Raw genomic sequence first — 14,787 nt, forward strand, 5'->3', positions numbered from 1 at the left:
TTCTAAGAGACTTCCCAACCGCTTGATTAAGAAGTCTTTTAGAGCATACAACACCCGCCGCCAATTTGTATTTTTTATATTGCTTTACCGCGAAATGGTCGGGGCTGCGTTCTTCCAAATCGGCAAAGAGCAGATCAACGGGGCTTTGGTATTCCTCGTCGTCCTCGCGTGCTTCGCTTGCATTGATAAGTTCAAGCAGCGTTGTAAAGTTCATTTCCTCGGCGGGGGCTTCATACCAAATGTAGCCGATCAGCGCACAATATAATAATCTCTCGGCTTTCACCCAAAAATCTTCCGCGCTTTTTTCTCCCTCGCCTTTGGTATTCACGATAAGGGTATTGACAACCTTTAACACGTCCTTTTCGCTGCGGATATAGACAAAGGGGTTATAGTGCATACTTTTCCGAAAGTTTATCGTGTTCAGTACCTTAATGCGGTAGCCTGCCCGTTGCAGCAGCTTTCCGCACTCGATTAGGACGGTGCCTTTCGGGTCGGTCAAGACGTAGGAAGAATGAAGCTGCATTAAATTAGGCTTTACAAAAAACCTTGTTTTTCCGCTGCCGCTGCCGCCGATCACCACGACGTTTTTATTTCTCGCGTATTTCGGCTGCTTCGGGCGGCTGTTCATGGTAAGGCGTTCGGTCTGCGTCAAAATGATGTTGTTCTGAAAATCCGGGTCGATATAGGGCTTTATATCTTCGGCGTTGCCCCAACGTGCGCTGCCGTATTCTGCGCCCTTGCGGTATTTGCGGGCATTTTTCCCTTTGAAATAGACAATCAGACGGATAACCACCGCGCCCACAATGCCAATAAGCAAATCCAACGGGTGAACGCTCGGCAAGGCATTTGAAAACGCTTCGGAAAATCCCTGTGTGATATTGAGTATCTTTTCGGAAATATCCGCGCCGGGGGCAAGCCGCACCGCCTGTCCCACCTTATCAAAGAGATAGACAAAGAACACATACGGGATATTCGAGATTATCAGCTTTTTGTAGTTTATCTGCTTCATATCTCGCGCCCCCTGTCTATTTTCTTTACCTTGTCGCGGGCGGCGTTAAGCTGCTTCGCCTTGTCCTTTGCTGCGGCAAGGGCTTTGCGGATAGAGGGCTTTTTATCCCTGTTCAGCTTCTTTGCGGAAAACTCTTGAAACGCTGCGGTCATAACGTCCGCGTCCCTGCCTTTGAAAAACACAAGGTAACGGGTCTGTTCGCCCTTAACCTTTTTCAGCGAAAAATCTATGTTGTATTTCTTCGCGGTACTCTCAAAGGCTTTGATATTGCTGTCGGTGATCTCGATGTTGGAAACACCCGCATTTTGCTTCATAAGCTGCCGCATGGTCTGTTTCCCATGCGGGGCTTTGCTTTTCTGCTCCAAAAACTTCTTGATTGCTTTCTGTAACGCCTGTTCGGTAAGCCTTGCCGCGCCTTTTCCCACGTTGACGGATAGGGCAATCGTTTTTTGGGTTACTTCCTCCTGCAAGGTATCAACTCCTTTCCCGGTAAACTGCGGCTATGCTCATTTGCTGCCGTAAAAGTCGTGATTGACAAGGGCGGTATAGTAGCTGTCAATGGTACTCGGCGCGTTGAACAGCACCGCTTTTAGATACTGCTTGATGTTGCGGATTTTGGTTGTGTTCTCCCTCATGCAGTCCAAAACAAACTCAACGTGGCTGCTGTTCAGCTTCATAAACTTTGATTTGACAAGTTCGGCGGGGTAGTCGTCCCCGGCGATACGGATTGTCTTTCGGGCTGTGCAGACGGTTTCCAGCATGATTTCTACAATCTCGTCCAAACGGTCTTTATCCATTTTGGGGTCTTGAATGAGAATGTCATAGTCGATGTTTTCTTTGATGATTTCCCGATAAATCTCTATTGCACTGTTTGTTTTCGCTTCCGTTCTTTTCCTTTCCGGCGGCGTAGCCGCTTCGTCCTGCTCATAAGGCAAGGGATTTAGGGAATGGAAAGGAATGGAATGGGTACTTGATAGATCAGTAATTGATTGTTCTTTACTTGATATATCTTTATTTAATTGCGTTGGATTTTCCAACGTAGGTTTTTCCTGCGTAGGTTTTTCCAACGTTGGATTTTCCAATGTTGGATTTTCCAATGTAGGTAAATCCGATGTAGGCGGCTTTTCGCTGCTGGTAGCTGCTTCCGGCTCTTTGGGCTGCGGCTGCTCATATATGACATAATCCGCGCCGCGCAAACGTCCTTTCTCGTCGCGTTCCCGGCTGCGGACGATATATCCGGCTTTTTCAAGTTCTTTGACCGCTTCGCGGATTGCGTCGATCTTCTCGCGGTTGATGTGAGATAAGCCCGCAAGGGTATAATCCCAATCTTCGGGCAAGGACAGCATTTGCGAAAGCAAGCCTTTTGCCTTTAAGGTGAGTTCCTTATTGCGCAAGTGGTGGTTGCTCATAACGGTATAGCCCGTATTTCTCTCAACTCGGAAAACTGCCATTTTTTATCACTTCCTTTCTCGGTTTGCGTGGAATATTAGAAAGCCGTTTTGGGCGGTTTTGGTATTGCAGTATGCCTTTGCCGTTTTTGCGTCTGAAAAGCCTTGTATTACAAGGGCTTTTTCGCGCCTAACGTTCCACGTTACCGCCTGTTTTCGGGCATAAAAAACCGCAACTCTTTTCAAGCTGCGGCGACATATCCTATTCACTTAAAAACGCCATATCAAGGCTTGTCCAACCTTGCTACGGCGTTTTAGGTGTAATTATAGGGGTTGTTTAATTGTCTTTAATGTGCTGAAAGCCGCATGGTTACGGCATTTTCCTTGTTGTGCATATATTGACGGGGCAGTGGGGCCGGTGAGGCCCATGGGGCCGGTGGGGCCCGTGGGGCCCGTGGGGCCCGTGGGGCCGGTGGGGCCGGTGGGGCCCGTGGGGCCCGTGGGACCGGTGGGGCCCGTGCGGCCAGTGGGGCCCGTGGGGCCCGTGGGGCCCGTGGGACCGGTGGGGCCCGTGCGGCCAGTGGGGCCGGTGGGGCCGGTGGGGCCGGTGGGGCCGGTGGGGCCCGTGGGGCCCGGCACAGGACAGAACTGCGTACAACAGCAACAGCAGCAGCAGCCGTTGTCCCCACTGTCGTTGGGCCGATAAATATTCATAAGAGGCAAAAAGCTCCTTTCGCTTGGTGGTGGCCGCGCCTGGCGCGGCATTTCTTGACGGACCGCTGGTTCCGCCGTCCCATACTATGCCGTTGCGCCGGCCGCCGTGCCGGGGAAAAATAGCGGTTGACTTTTCCGCTGCAGGCACATATACTGTGGGTATAACAAAATATGGTCGGATGACGGGGCCGGGAGAGTGCGATTTGATTCGCCGCCGAAGGGGAAGCGCAGTGATCTCTCAGGCATCAGGATCGGCCCCCGACGAAGCTCTGGAAAGCGGAGTTCCGCTCCGCGCCGAAGAGGCAATCCCAGCGTATGGCGCCTGATTTCCGGCAGGTACCGCACCGCTTGGGGGAAAACTTTCAGGTTATGGGACAGAGGCGCATGGCTTATTTGCCATGCGCTTTTTTGCGTCCAAAACAGCGTTCCGTGCCGCCGCATGCGGCGGCACGGAACGACGAAGGAGGAGCAACCGATGGAAAAAAAGACCCCGCTCTACGACCGCCATGTAACGGCGCTCGGCAAGATCGTGCCCTTCGCGGGCTGGCTGCTGCCGGTGCAGTATTCCGGCGTGATTGCCGAGCATATGGCGGTACGCCAGGCCTGCGGACTGTTCGACGTATCCCATATGGGAGAGCTGGTGCTCCGGGGCGCGGACGCTCTGGCAAACGTGAACCGCCTGATGACCAACGACTTTACCGGCATGTACGCCGGTCAGGCCCGCTATTCCCCCATGTGCTACGAAAACGGCGGCGTGGTGGACGACCTGATCGTCTACAAATGCACCGATACGGCCTACCTCATCGTGGTCAACGCCGCCAACAAGGACAAGGACGCCGCCTGGATCGCCGCCCATCTTACCGGGGCGTGTACGATGGAGGACCGCTCCGACTCCATCGCCCAGCTGGCCCTCCAGGGCCCCCGCGCGCAGGCGATCCTGCGCCCTCTTGCCGGGGAGCTGCCGGAGAAAAGTTACTCGGCCGTGCTTCAGGGCGCGGTGGATGGCATCCCCTGTCTCATCTCCCGTACCGGCTATACCGGGGAGGATGGCTTCGAGCTCTACTGCGCCTCCGGCGACGCTCCCCTGCTATGGGATAAACTGCTTTCAGCGGGCGCGGACTACGGCCTGATCCCCTGTGGTCTGGGCGCCCGGGACACCCTGCGGCTGGAGGCGGCCATGCCCCTCTACGGCCACGAGCTCTCCCCGGAGATCAACCCCTACGAGGCAGGGCTCGGTATCTTTGTGAAGCTGGATAAGCCGGACTTCATCGGAAAAGCCGCCCTGCAGGCCGCCCGCCCCGTGTCCCGCCGCCGGGTAGGCCTGCGGATGACCGGCCGCGGCATCGCGCGGGAGCAGTGCCCGGTGTACGGCGGCGACCGGCAGATCGGCCTGGTCACCTCCGGCACCCACTGTCCCTATCTGGGCCACGCCGTGGCCATGGCTCTGGTGGATGCGGCCTTCCAGGAACCGGGCGCCAAGGTCCAGGTGGACGTACGGGGCCGCCGGGTAGAGGCCGAGGTCGTCAAAACCCCGTTTTATCAACGAGCGTGATCCCAATACGGTATGTATTCCAATCCGATATTATCATCAGGAGGTCATTCTTATGAACATTCCCACCGAGCTGCGCTATGCCAAGAGCCACGAGTGGCTGAAGGAGGAAGACGGGGTCTGTACCGTAGGCCTCACCGATTTTGCCCAGGATTCTCTGGGGGACATCGTCTTCGTCAACCTGCCCCAGGCGGGGGACGCGGTCACCGCCGGGGAGGCCTTTGGGGACGTGGAGTCCGTCAAAGCCGTCTCTGACGTCATTTCCCCCGTCACCGGCGTGGTAAAGGCGGTCAACGACGCCCTGCTGGACGACCCCGCCCAGGTGAACGCCGATCCCTACGGCGCCTGGTTCATCCAGGTGGAGTCCGTCACCGATACCGAAGCGCTGCTGGATGCCGGGGCCTATGAGGCCCACTGCGCAGGGGAGGGCTGACCGGCATGGGAAGCTTTCTGCCCTCCACCGCGGCCGAGCGCGCCGGTCTGTACGCCGCCCTCGGTCTGAGCGGCCCGGCGGATCTGTATGCCGACGTGCCTGCGTCCGTGCGCGTCGGCGGAGCGCTGGAGCTGCCCGCCCCCATGAGCGAGCTGGAGGTGCGCCGGACCCTGGAGGCGCTCTCCGGGCAAAACACCCGGTTTTCCACCATTCTGCGGGGCGCGGGCGCCTATGACCACTACATCCCCGCCGCCGTGGGGCGCATCGCCGCCAAGGAGGAGTTCGTCACCGCCTACACCCCCTATCAGGCGGAGATCAGTCAGGGCATCCTGCAGTCGATTTTCGAGTTTCAGACCATGATCTGCGAGCTGACCGGCATGGACGCCGCCAACGCCTCGGTATACGACGGCGCGTCCGCCGCCGCCGAGGCGCTGGCCATGTGCCGGGACCGGAAGCGGACGCGGGCGGTGATTTCCGGCGCGGCCCATCCGGACGTGATCGCCACAATCAGGACCTATTGTTTCGGCTCCGGGATGGAGCTGGCCGTGGCCCCCGTGCGGGACGGCGTCACCGACCTGACCGGCCTGCTGGACGAGACCACCGCCTGCGTCTACGTGCAGCACCCCAATTTCTACGGCCAGCTGGAGGACTGCTCCGAGCTGGCCGGAGCCGCCCACGGCGCCGGGGCCAAGCTGATCCTGGGCGTGAACCCCGCCACGCTGGGGGTGCTGCGCGCCCCCGCCGACTACGGTGCGGATATCGCCGTGGGGGAGGGGCAGCCGCTGGGGCTCCCGCTGGCCTGGGGCGGGCCCTACCTGGGCTTTATGGCCGCCACTGCGCCCCTGATGCGCAAGCTGCCCGGCCGCATCGTCGGGGAAACGGTCGATGCGCAGGGGAAACGCGCCTTCGTGCTCACCATGCAGGCCCGTGAACAGCACATCCGCCGGGAAAAGGCCTCGTCCAACGTGTGCTCCAATGAGGCTTTGTGCGCGCTCACCGCCTCGATCTACCTGTCTCTTCTGGGGCCGGAAGGCCTGCGGCAGGTAGGCGAGCAGAGCTGCGCCAAGGCCCACTACCTGGCCGGGGCGCTGTGTGCGCTCCCCGGCGTCTCGCTCCGCTTCCCCGGTCCCTTCTTCCACGAGTTCGTCACGGAACTGCCCCGCGCGCCTCAGGTGCTCGCCGCCCTGGAGGCAAAGGGCATTCTGGGCGGCCTCCCCGTGGAGGGCGGCCTGCTGTGGTGCGTCACCGAGAAGTGCAGCAGGTCTGAGCTGGATGAGGCCGTCGCCATTGTAAAGGAGGTGCTGGGCTGATGGAACTCATTTTTGAACGCAGTCGTCCCGGCCGGGGCAGCGATCTTCTTCCCCCGCCGGACGTGCCCGCCTCCCCCCTGCCCGAGGCGCACCGCCGCGCCGCCGCGCCCCGCCTGCCGGAGGTGGCGGAGAGCGAGGTGTCCCGCCACTATCAAGCCATGGCCCGCCATGCCTTCGGCGTGTGCGACGGGTTCTATCCTCTGGGCTCCTGTACCATGAAGTATAACCCCAAGCTGGGCGAAGACCTGGCCGCCCTGCCCGGCTTTACCGGGATCCACCCGCTCCAGCCGGAGCACACGGCGCGGGGCTGCCGCTCGGTGCTGGACCGTGCCGGCGCATACCTGTGTCAGATCACGGGCATGGACGAAATGACCTTTCAGCCCGCCGCCGGAGCCCATGGGGAGTTTACCGGGCTGCTGCTCATCAAGGCCTACCATGTCCACCGCGGAGATACCGGGCGCACCGTGATCCTGGTGCCCGACTCCGCCCACGGCACCAACCCGGCCTCCGCCGCCATGGCCGGCTTCACGGTCAGGAGCATCCCCTCCACCGCGGAGGGCCTGGTGGACCTGGAGGCGCTGCGCGCCGCCTGCGGCGCCGATACCGCGGGTCTGATGCTCACCAATCCCAACACCGTGGGCCTCTTCGAGCGGGATATCCTGGCTATGACCGAGATCGTCCATGCGGCGGGCGGTCTGGTGTACTATGACGGGGCCAACCTCAACGCCATCATGGGGGTGGCCCGGCCCGGCGACATGGGCTTCGACGTGTGCCACCTGAACCTGCACAAAACCTTCGCCACCCCCCACGGCGGCGGCGGCCCCGGCAGCGGCGCGGTGGGCTGCAAGGCGCTTCTGGCGCCCTATCTGCCCGGCTCCGCGCTGGGCGGCGGCGGCGGGGCGCAGTCCATCGGCCAGGTGCGCGCCTTCCACGCCAATTTCCTGGTGGTGGTGCGGGCGCTGGCCTACCTGCTCACCCTGGGCAATACCGGGGTGCGCCAGGCCGCCGAGGGCGCGGTGCTCAATGCCAACTACCTCAAGCACCGGCTGGAGGCTGCGGGCTATTCCTCCGCCTATCCGGGGCTTTGCATGCACGAATTCGTGCTCACCCTGGAGCAGCTGAAAAAGCAGACCGGCGTATCTGCTCTGGACCTTGCCAAGGCCATGCTGGATCAGGGCATGCACCCGCCCACCATGTACTTCCCGCTCATTGTCCACGAGGCGCTGATGTTCGAGCCCACCGAGACCGAGACCCCCGAAACGCTGGATCGGGCGGCCCAGGCTCTGGAAGCGCTTTTGAAGACCGCCCGGGAAAATCCCCAGGCGCTCCACGCCGCTCCGGTCACCACTGTGATCGGCCGTCCGGACGAGACCGCCGCCGCCCGCCGTCCGGTGGTGCGTTACGGCTTTGAGGAGGGCTGATATGTACGATCTGTTGGTCCTCGGCGGCGGCCCCGGCGGCGCGGCGGCCGCCCGCCGGGCGGCCCAGGCCGGCAAATCGGTCGCCCTCTTCGAGCCCCGGGCCATCGGCGGCACCTGTCTGAACCGTGGGTGCATCCCCACCAAGGCGCTGCTCCACGGCGCCGGGCCCGGCTGCGATTTCGCGGCCCTGGCCGCAGAGAAGGCGCGGGTGGTGGATACCCTGCGCACCGGCATGGAGCGCCAGCTCGCCTCCGCCAAGGTAACGCTCATCCCCCACCCGGCGACGGTCACCGGGGCCCACACCGTCGCGGCGGGGGGCGTGCGCTATGAGGGGGAAGCCATCCTCGCGGCCGTTGGCTCTGTTCCCGCCCGCCCGCCCATTCCCGGACTGGACCTGCCCGGCGTGGTCACCAGCGACGAGCTGCTGGAAGACCTGCGCCCCCGGGAGCGTATGATCATCCTGGGGGGCGGCGTCATCGGGGTGGAGCTGGCCTGCGTGTGGGCCGCCGCCGGGTGCCGGGTGACCATTTTGGAAGCTCTGGAGCGCATCCTGGCCAACCTGGACCGGGAACTGTCCCAGAGCCTGACCCTGCAGCTGAAACGGGACGGTGTGGAGCTTTTGACCGGGGCGCACGTGACGCGCATCTCCCCCGGCCTTACCGTGCACTTTACCCACAAGGGCGCGGAGCAGACCGCTCAGGCGGAGACCGTGCTGGCCGCCATGGGCCGCGTCCCCGCCACGGCGGGATTGTTCGCAGGCGTGGAGCCCGCCATGGAGCGGGGCTTCCTCCAGGTCAACGAGCGCTTCCAGACCTCGATCCCCTCCCTCTACGCCATCGGGGACGCCATCGGCGGGGCCATGCTGGCCCACAAGGCGGAGGCGGAGGGGTGCGCGGCGGCCGACCTGCTGCTGGGCCGGGCCCCCGTCCGCGGCGTGTCTCCCGTCCCCGCCTGCGTGTATACCGATCCGGAGATCGCCCAGGTGGGCCTGACCGCCGACGACTGCAAGGCGCGGGGCATCCCTTTCGCTGCGGGCAAATGCGTCATGGGCGGCAATGGCCGCACCCTCATCGCGGGCGGCAAACGGGCCTTTCTCAAGCTGGTGTTTCACGCGCAGACCCACGCCCTGCTGGGGGCCTGTCTGTACTGCTGCCGGGCCACCGATCTGATTTCCGAGCTGACCCTCGCGGTGACCCTGGGCCTGACGGCGGAGCAGCTGCTGCGCCCGGTACGGCCGCACCCCACCTTTTCCGAGGCCGTCACCGAAGCCGTGGAAGCCGGTCTGGCGGCCCTGACGCGCTGAATGGGCCGGGCTTCAAGTGGGAATCGACATTTCCGGCAAGCTGTGCTATGATACTCTTATACACCGTTTGAAAAGGAGCGATTCCAATGCGCAAACATGTTTCCCGGTTCCTGCCGCTTCTGCTGGCGCTGGCGCTGCTGACGGCCCCCGCCGCCCTGGCCGTGGGGGAGGACGTGCCCGGCCTGCCCCAGGCCAGCCTGACCGACACCGCCGCGCTGGACCTGATCAACCAGGTGCAGCTCTCCGCCGCCGGGGCGGACGTGTCCGCCGCCGCCCTGACCGGCGACGCGCTGCCCCAGTCCCTGAGCGCCGACGACCTGGCCGGCGTCTGCTCCGCCAACGATACCCTGGTGCGCGTCACCGTCACCGGGGCGGAGCTGAAGGCCTATCTGGAGTGGGCCGCCGCGTGCTACAACCAGTGGAAAAGCGGCGATATCGGCATCTCCTTCCAACCGGAGCGCCCCGCCCATACCCGGGACGTGTTTGCCGGCGTGGACTACGAGCTGGACCTGTCCAAGCCCGCGGGCGAGCGGGTGCAAAACGTCCGCTTCCGGGGCGCGCCCCTCAGCGACGATCAGCAGCTGAAGCTGGTCGTAAGCAGCGAGCGCTATGCCGTACAGCTCAAGGGACAGTCTCTGATCTCCGGCGAATATGACTGGTCCAGCCGGCAGACGCTGGGCGCGCTGATCTCCGACTATCTGACCGGGCATGCGGCGCCCGCGGCGGCGGACGGCAACTGGAGCATCACCGGCGTGGACCTCTCCCTGGACAGCGCCGAGCGGGCCACGCTGGTGGCGCTCATCCGCAGCGGCCAGCTGGAGACGCCCTATGCCAAGAGTCTGAACCTGAACCACTACGAGGTAAAGAACCTGCTGGCGTCGGCCAACAACGTAAAGCTCACTGATTTAGACCAGTTCGGTACCGCCGCCTCCTTCGCGGATGCCGACGGTGTCCCCTACTTCCGCCTGCGGGACCTGGCCTTCCTCTTTACCGGCTCCAAGGACCAGTTCAACGTGCGCTGGGACGGCAAGGTGGTGGTGCAGCGGGGCCAGGCCTATGACGGCGGCGTACTCCCCCTGCCCTGGAGCATCCCCGCCTCTGCCGCCGCCGTACCGCCCGCAGAGATCACGGTCAGCGTGGACGGCGCCGATGTGCGCGTATCCGCTATCGCGGTGGACGGGCACTACTACCTGAGTGTGGAGGGGGTCAACGCCCTGTTAGGCACCTCCGCCACGGTGCAGGACAAAACGCCGTGATCTCCGCGCGGCGGTTTCCAATGGCTTTCTCCTTTGGTTTGACAAACCGGCCCGGCGGCTTCTTGCCGCCGGGCCGGTTTTATGCTAGAATGATATCTCAGCGGATCATTTTGTGGAAAGAAGGTGGGCGCATGCCCCTGCCGAAACTGATCGTGGTCCTGGGGACCACCGCCTGCGGCAAAAGCGGGCTGGGGGTGGAGCTGGCCCGCCGTTTTGACGGGGAGATCGTCTCCGCCGACTCCCGGCAGGTGTACCGTGGGCTGGATCTGGGCACCGGGAAGGTGACGCAGGCGGAGCGGATGGGGGTGGCGCACCACATGCTGGACGTGGTGGACCCCAACCAGAGCTATTCCGTGGCAGACTTTCAGCGGGGGGCCTATGACGCCATCGACGCCATCCGCGCCCGGGGCCGCACCCCCTTTCTGGTGGGGGGTACGGGGCTGTATGTCCGCGCAGTGACCGAGGGCTTTACCTTTACCGACGCCCGGCCCGATCCCGCCCTGCGCGCCCAGCTGGAGCGCAGGACCACCGCCGAGCTGTACGCGCTCTACCAGGCCCGGACCGGGAAAACCCTCGCCGGCGGGGAGGAAAAGAACCGCCACCGGCTTCTCCGCGCTCTGGAAAAGCTCTCTGCCGGGGCGGTGGAGACGCCCCCCTGTCCCCGGTATGACTGTCTGCTGCTGGGCATGACCTTTCCGCGGGAGGTGCTTTGCCGCCGCATCGACGAGCGCCTGCAGCGGCGCATCGACGACGGGATGATCGAAGAGGTCGCCAACCTCCGCGCGAATGGGGCCCGCGATCTCTTCCTGGAGGGGCTGGGGCTGGAGTACCGCTACATCCTGTGGTACCTCACCGGGCGCATTCCCACCCTGGACGCGCTTCAGGACGAGTTGGGCCGGGCGATCAAGCGTTTTGCCAAGCGGCAGATGGTATGGTTCAAAAAGGACCGGGATGTGCTCTGGCTGGATACGGCGGTCGATCCCCTCCCGCAGGCGGTGGCCGCCACGGCGGAATTTCTGGGGCGGCCTTCCCAATTCTGACCGAAAATCTTTACCAAATCATAATCTTTTCTCCGTGGCGTTTTTCGATTTGACCGGTATACTGGTTCCCAGAAACCGATCAAAGGAGATAACACCATGTGGGAGTTTCGCTACAAAAACGACTATCTCAACTGTGTCTACGATCTGATGGCGGACGCCGCCGTACAGTCCATGCGCCTGCTGCCCCAGCACCGCGCGGGCGTCAGCTGCTACCACCACTGTGTACTGGTAAGCTATTCCAGCTGGCGTTTGTGCCGGGCCCTGGGCCTGGACGGCCGGGCCGCCGCACGGGGCGGCCTGCTGCACGACCTCTATCTCTATAACTGGCGGGACAAGGCCAGCCATCCCGGCATCCGCCACGCTGTCCAGCATCCGGAGGTGGCGCTGAAGAATGCCAGGGCCCGCTTCTCTGTGACTGAGACGGAGGCGGACATCATCCGCTCCCACATGTTCCCCCTCACCCCGACCAGGGTGTATCACTGTCTGGAGGCTCTGGTCGTCAGCACCATGGACAAGCTCTGCGCCGCCGCCGAGCTGCTGGGTCTGGTGCCCTGGCTCACCCGCCGCCGCGCGCGCCCCATCTGGCAGGACGCAGACTGGGCTCCCGCCCCGCTGCGCCGGGCGGGCTGAACTGTCTTTGTTTATCTCTGCAAAAGCGCGGGCCGGATCGATTCCTCCGGCCCGCGCTTTTTTCTTATGGATCGGGCAGCAGGCCGGCCTCTACCACCCGATAGGCCGGACGGTAGGCCGCCCGATAGGCCTGGGAGTGGGAGAGCGGTGGATAGCCCTGAGCGGCGTAATCCATCAGATACCGTTCTGCCGCCGCCCGCCCGAAGGGCAGCCTTCCCTCCCGCGCCAACGCCCGCAGGACGTCCAGCCGCTGCAGCAGGCCCTCCAGGCTGCCCCGTCTGCGCTGCGCCGTATCGGCAAACCAGCCGTTGAGCTGTTCCGGCGTAATGCCATGCTCCGCCAAAGCGGCCAGGTGCACCCGTACCAGTCCGCCGCCGATCGTCTCCGCCAGCGGCGCGCCCGGCCGCTGGCGGACGCCCGCCAGTTCCGTTTTCAGCCGCGCCAGGCTCTCCCGCCGGTCCCGGATCAAGTGCCCGCCGGCAAACTCGCTCTGATAGGCCAGTTTGACCGCATCACGCGGCTCCATCCGGGGATAGCGCGTCCCGTGGTCCTGCAGCGTCCCGCTCCAAGTCTCCATTGAGCATCATCCCTCCCTTTTTCAGCGCCATCACGATCAGCGGGATGAGCACGATATGGCAGACGATGCCGGGCACGGCGTTGATGACCGCCCCCGCCCAGAAGGCGGAGAGCGGGAATTCCGTGTGCTGGAGCCCCGCGATACAAAAGCGCGCCGCGCCCCAGACGATCCGCCCCAGCACCATAGCAGCGAGCAAGCTCACATAAAGATAGGGCGTGCGTTTGGGCAGCAGCCGGTACAGCGCCCCCGAGCAGGCGCCGTAGGCCGCCAGCTCAAAGGCCATGGCGACGCTGGTGAGGATAGGGGGCATACCGAACAGTGCGGTGCGCAGCAGCGGCGCCACAAAGCCCACCGCCAGTCCCCAGGGCCAGCCGCAGACGAAACCGCACAGCAGCACGGGGATATGCATGGGACTCAGGGCGCTGCCGATTTGGGGGATCTGCCCGGTGAGAAAGGGCAGCGCCAGGGCCAGCGCCAAAAACACGCCGGAAAAGGCCAGACGTCTGATCTGGATGTGGATGGGATGTTTCTTTTTCATAAAACCTCCTTGCATCAAAAGAAGGCATTGCTTTTTCTCCACGAAAAAACAATGCCTTCTTAGCATTTCCTTCAAAAGCGGAATGGGTGCCGATCGGGTGCAGCGGACGCGCGTGCCGGGACTTCTGTCCCCGGGGCCCGGCTTCGTGCCGGAAACCTCTTCGTAATGTAGTATAGCAGGTGCGCCCCCGGCTGTCAATCCCGGCCATCCAGGGCTTTCTCCAGTTCCCCCAGGGCGCTCTCCAGCAGGGCGCTCACCGAGCGCTCCTCCACCCCCGCTACGATGGAATCGCAGCGGTTGAGGGGAATGAGGATCTTTTTGGCCCGGGCCTGACCCACGGCCACCGCCATAGCCGGGGAGATCTCCCCCAGCAGCGCATCGGCCACTACGATCCCAAGCGGGCCCAGTATCACATCGGCCCGGCGGCAGGCCACCGCCACGGCGTTCTCCCCGGTAGCCGCCTGCTGGGCGCCGCCCTTGAGCATGGCGGCAGTGGCCATGCTGTTGGTGCCCACGGCGATCACCGCCGTCTCCGGGAAGCGCTCCCGGATGCACCGGATCAGCTGCTGCCCGATGCGGCCTCCCTGCCCGTCGATCACCAGAACCTCCATATGCGCCCTCCTCTCGTATTGCTTCTATCCTACCACACGTCAGGCCCGAGTGCAATCGCAGCATCCGCCTGCAAAACGGATTCCCCCGGGCCGGTGGGTTTTACCGCCGGCCCGGGGGAACGGGCAGCTTCTGTGCGCAGACGATCTCAGAAGGGCTTATCCTTCTCCTCTGCATAGAGGAACGGCAGGATGGAAGCCAGGTTGCTGTATTCCTTGATGTTATGCCCATAAAGGGCGCGGGGGCCCGCCTCGGGGACGCTGACGCCGTCGGGCAGGAGCTTGACGATCTCCCCCTGTTCGTTGGGACCGTAGCCCATCCAGAATCGGGAGCAGAACAGGATCCCCCCCTCGGCCTGTTTGGCGACGTGGGTCATGACGGCCGGGGTGCTGCCCACGCCGTAAGCGCACACCATGGCCTGGCAGGCGGGGGTGCCGATCTTCTCCAGACGGTAGCCCAGCTCGGACGGTTTGCAGAAGCAGAGCAGCAGCGGATCAGGGCCGAAGCCGATGTCCTCCACGATGTCGTGCTTCACACCCCAGGTCTTCTGGGCCGTCGGGACGGCGGGGTCCTTTACGTAGTCGGGCCGGTCGGCGCGCGCGTGCCAGTGGTCCTCCGGGTCCCACAGCTTGTAGCGCAGGTCGGAGGTAACGCTGTGCCAGCCGAACCACCAGTTGAACATCTCGGCGGTGACCCCGGGCATGAAGGTGGTGTTGGCCACAAAACCGGTCCCGTCGGGCGCCACGCAGAAGCCGTTGTCCAGGCCGGGCACATCGGCGTCCTGAAAACGCCCGCGCGCTGCAAAGGGCAGGGCGGCGGCAGGATCGGCGGCGGGGCCGTTCCAGATGTCCAGCTTCTCCTGCGGGATGGGAGCCAGCGGCTTATGGAAATATTTAGCGTAGGGAAGCCGCTCCTCCTCCGCGCTCAGCTTGGGGCGTTCCAGTTCCAAAGGCATAAGGATCCCTCTTTCCGTTTGATTTGCTATGCAAACGCACAGCAAACTGGCCATG

Annotated in this window: 14 protein-coding genes, 1 pseudogene and 1 riboswitch; of the genes and pseudogenes, 8 read left to right on the plus strand and 7 right to left on the minus strand. The window is 63.2% G+C overall.

What is annotated here, in order from left to right:
• Positions 1 to 25 precede the first annotated feature (25 nt).
• The 3 genes and pseudogenes from NE547_RS18625 to NE547_RS10400 form a co-directional block, all read right to left on the minus strand.
• Positions 26 to 1,009: pseudogene (locus tag NE547_RS18625) on the minus strand (type IV secretory system conjugative DNA transfer family protein); the annotation flags it as partial.
• Entirely contained in the window at positions 1,006 to 1,479 is a 474-nt protein-coding gene (locus NE547_RS10395) for a PcfB family protein (protein ID WP_006775667.1), read from the minus strand. The gene NE547_RS10395 and the pseudogene NE547_RS18625, both read right to left, overlap by 4 nt.
• Before the next feature lie 36 nt (positions 1,480 to 1,515).
• Positions 1,516 to 2,460, minus strand: coding sequence for a DUF6017 domain-containing protein (locus tag NE547_RS10400; protein ID WP_006775666.1), 945 nt, complete (start codon positions 2,458 to 2,460; stop codon positions 1,516 to 1,518).
• A gap of 830 nt (positions 2,461 to 3,290) precedes the next feature.
• Positions 3,291 to 3,375, plus strand: a riboswitch (glycine riboswitch).
• Positions 3,376 to 3,586: 211 nt separating this feature from the next.
• Here NE547_RS10400 and gcvT point away from each other — a divergent pair.
• The 8 genes from gcvT (at position 3,587) to NE547_RS10440 (ending at position 12,053) form a co-directional block, all read left to right on the plus strand.
• Positions 3,587 to 4,663 (plus strand): glycine cleavage system aminomethyltransferase GcvT, encoded by a 1,077-nt coding sequence (gcvT, locus tag NE547_RS10405; protein WP_256175820.1) that lies wholly within the window; start codon positions 3,587 to 3,589, stop codon positions 4,661 to 4,663.
• 52 nt (positions 4,664 to 4,715) lie between these two features.
• Positions 4,716 to 5,093: a glycine cleavage system protein GcvH gene (gene gcvH / locus NE547_RS10410; RefSeq protein WP_256175822.1), complete on the plus strand. Its 378-nt coding sequence runs from the start codon at positions 4,716 to 4,718 to the stop codon at positions 5,091 to 5,093.
• A 5-nt stretch (positions 5,094 to 5,098) separates the two neighbouring features.
• Positions 5,099 to 6,403, plus strand: a complete 1,305-nt coding sequence (gene gcvPA, locus NE547_RS10415) for an aminomethyl-transferring glycine dehydrogenase subunit GcvPA (RefSeq protein WP_186908031.1) — start codon at positions 5,099 to 5,101, stop codon at positions 6,401 to 6,403.
• Entirely contained in the window at positions 6,403 to 7,824 is a 1,422-nt protein-coding gene (gcvPB, locus tag NE547_RS10420; RefSeq protein ID WP_186908032.1) for an aminomethyl-transferring glycine dehydrogenase subunit GcvPB, read from the plus strand. Before gcvPA ends, gcvPB begins: the two co-directional genes overlap by 1 nt.
• Before the next feature lies 1 nt (position 7,825).
• Entirely contained in the window at positions 7,826 to 9,127 is a 1,302-nt protein-coding gene (locus NE547_RS10425; RefSeq protein WP_256175825.1) for an NAD(P)/FAD-dependent oxidoreductase, read from the plus strand.
• Positions 9,128 to 9,213: 86 nt separating this feature from the next.
• Positions 9,214 to 10,383: a 5'-nucleotidase C-terminal domain-containing protein gene (locus tag NE547_RS10430; protein ID WP_256175827.1), complete on the plus strand. Its 1,170-nt coding sequence runs from the start codon at positions 9,214 to 9,216 to the stop codon at positions 10,381 to 10,383.
• Between the two features lie 131 nt (positions 10,384 to 10,514).
• Positions 10,515 to 11,423 (plus strand): tRNA (adenosine(37)-N6)-dimethylallyltransferase MiaA, encoded by a 909-nt coding sequence (miaA, locus tag NE547_RS10435; protein ID WP_256175829.1) that lies wholly within the window; start codon positions 10,515 to 10,517, stop codon positions 11,421 to 11,423.
• A 96-nt stretch (positions 11,424 to 11,519) separates the two neighbouring features.
• Positions 11,520 to 12,053, plus strand: coding sequence for an HDIG domain-containing metalloprotein (locus tag NE547_RS10440; protein WP_256175831.1), 534 nt, complete (start codon positions 11,520 to 11,522; stop codon positions 12,051 to 12,053).
• Positions 12,054 to 12,117: 64 nt separating this feature from the next.
• Here NE547_RS10440 and NE547_RS10445 read toward each other — a convergent pair whose 3' ends face one another.
• From NE547_RS10445 to NE547_RS10460, 4 genes are all read right to left on the minus strand, one after another.
• A complete protein-coding gene (locus tag NE547_RS10445) occupies positions 12,118 to 12,630 on the minus strand; it encodes a hypothetical protein (RefSeq protein ID WP_256175833.1) in 513 nt (170 codons plus the stop codon).
• Positions 12,566 to 13,168 carry an ECF transporter S component gene (locus NE547_RS10450; protein WP_256175835.1) on the minus strand — a complete coding sequence of 201 codons (603 nt, stop codon included), beginning with the start codon at positions 13,166 to 13,168 and terminating at the stop codon, positions 12,566 to 12,568. The genes NE547_RS10445 and NE547_RS10450 overlap by 65 nt, the downstream gene beginning before the upstream one ends.
• 194 nt (positions 13,169 to 13,362) lie before the next feature.
• Complete coding sequence (locus NE547_RS10455) at positions 13,363 to 13,779, minus strand: DUF3842 family protein (protein ID WP_256175837.1); 417 nt, start codon at positions 13,777 to 13,779, stop codon at positions 13,363 to 13,365.
• A gap of 146 nt (positions 13,780 to 13,925) precedes the next feature.
• Entirely contained in the window at positions 13,926 to 14,732 is an 807-nt protein-coding gene (locus tag NE547_RS10460; protein ID WP_186908040.1) for a DAPG hydrolase family protein, read from the minus strand.
• Positions 14,733 to 14,787 lie beyond the last annotated feature (55 nt).

It is taken from the genome of Flavonifractor sp. DFI.6.63 (assembly GCF_024462255.1).
GTDB classification, from domain to species: domain Bacteria; phylum Bacillota; class Clostridia; order Oscillospirales; family Oscillospiraceae; genus Lawsonibacter_A; species Lawsonibacter_A hominis.

Excerpts from the sequence above, each read along its gene's own strand:
- gcvH (WP_256175822.1), top strand. The coding sequence starts at position 4,716 with ATGAACATTCCCACCGAGCTGCGCTATGCCAAGAGCCACGAGTGGCTG.
- NE547_RS10445 (WP_256175833.1), bottom strand. The coding sequence starts at position 12,630 with ATGGAGACTTGGAGCGGGACGCTGCAGGACCACGGGACGCGCTATCCC.
- NE547_RS10425 (WP_256175825.1), top strand. The coding sequence starts at position 7,826 with ATGTACGATCTGTTGGTCCTCGGCGGCGGCCCCGGCGGCGCGGCGGCC.
- NE547_RS10460 (WP_186908040.1), bottom strand. The coding sequence starts at position 14,732 with ATGCCTTTGGAACTGGAACGCCCCAAGCTGAGCGCGGAGGAGGAGCGG.
- NE547_RS10455 (WP_256175837.1), bottom strand. The coding sequence starts at position 13,779 with ATGGAGGTTCTGGTGATCGACGGGCAGGGAGGCCGCATCGGGCAGCAG.
- NE547_RS10440 (WP_256175831.1), top strand. The coding sequence starts at position 11,520 with ATGTGGGAGTTTCGCTACAAAAACGACTATCTCAACTGTGTCTACGAT.
- NE547_RS10450 (WP_256175835.1), bottom strand. The coding sequence starts at position 13,168 with ATGAAAAAGAAACATCCCATCCACATCCAGATCAGACGTCTGGCCTTT.
- miaA (WP_256175829.1), top strand. The coding sequence starts at position 10,515 with ATGCCCCTGCCGAAACTGATCGTGGTCCTGGGGACCACCGCCTGCGGC.
- gcvPB (WP_186908032.1), top strand. The coding sequence starts at position 6,403 with ATGGAACTCATTTTTGAACGCAGTCGTCCCGGCCGGGGCAGCGATCTT.
- NE547_RS10430 (WP_256175827.1), top strand. The coding sequence starts at position 9,214 with ATGCGCAAACATGTTTCCCGGTTCCTGCCGCTTCTGCTGGCGCTGGCG.
- NE547_RS10400 (WP_006775666.1), bottom strand. The coding sequence starts at position 2,460 with ATGGCAGTTTTCCGAGTTGAGAGAAATACGGGCTATACCGTTATGAGC.
- gcvT (WP_256175820.1), top strand. The coding sequence starts at position 3,587 with ATGGAAAAAAAGACCCCGCTCTACGACCGCCATGTAACGGCGCTCGGC.
- gcvPA (WP_186908031.1), top strand. The coding sequence starts at position 5,099 with ATGGGAAGCTTTCTGCCCTCCACCGCGGCCGAGCGCGCCGGTCTGTAC.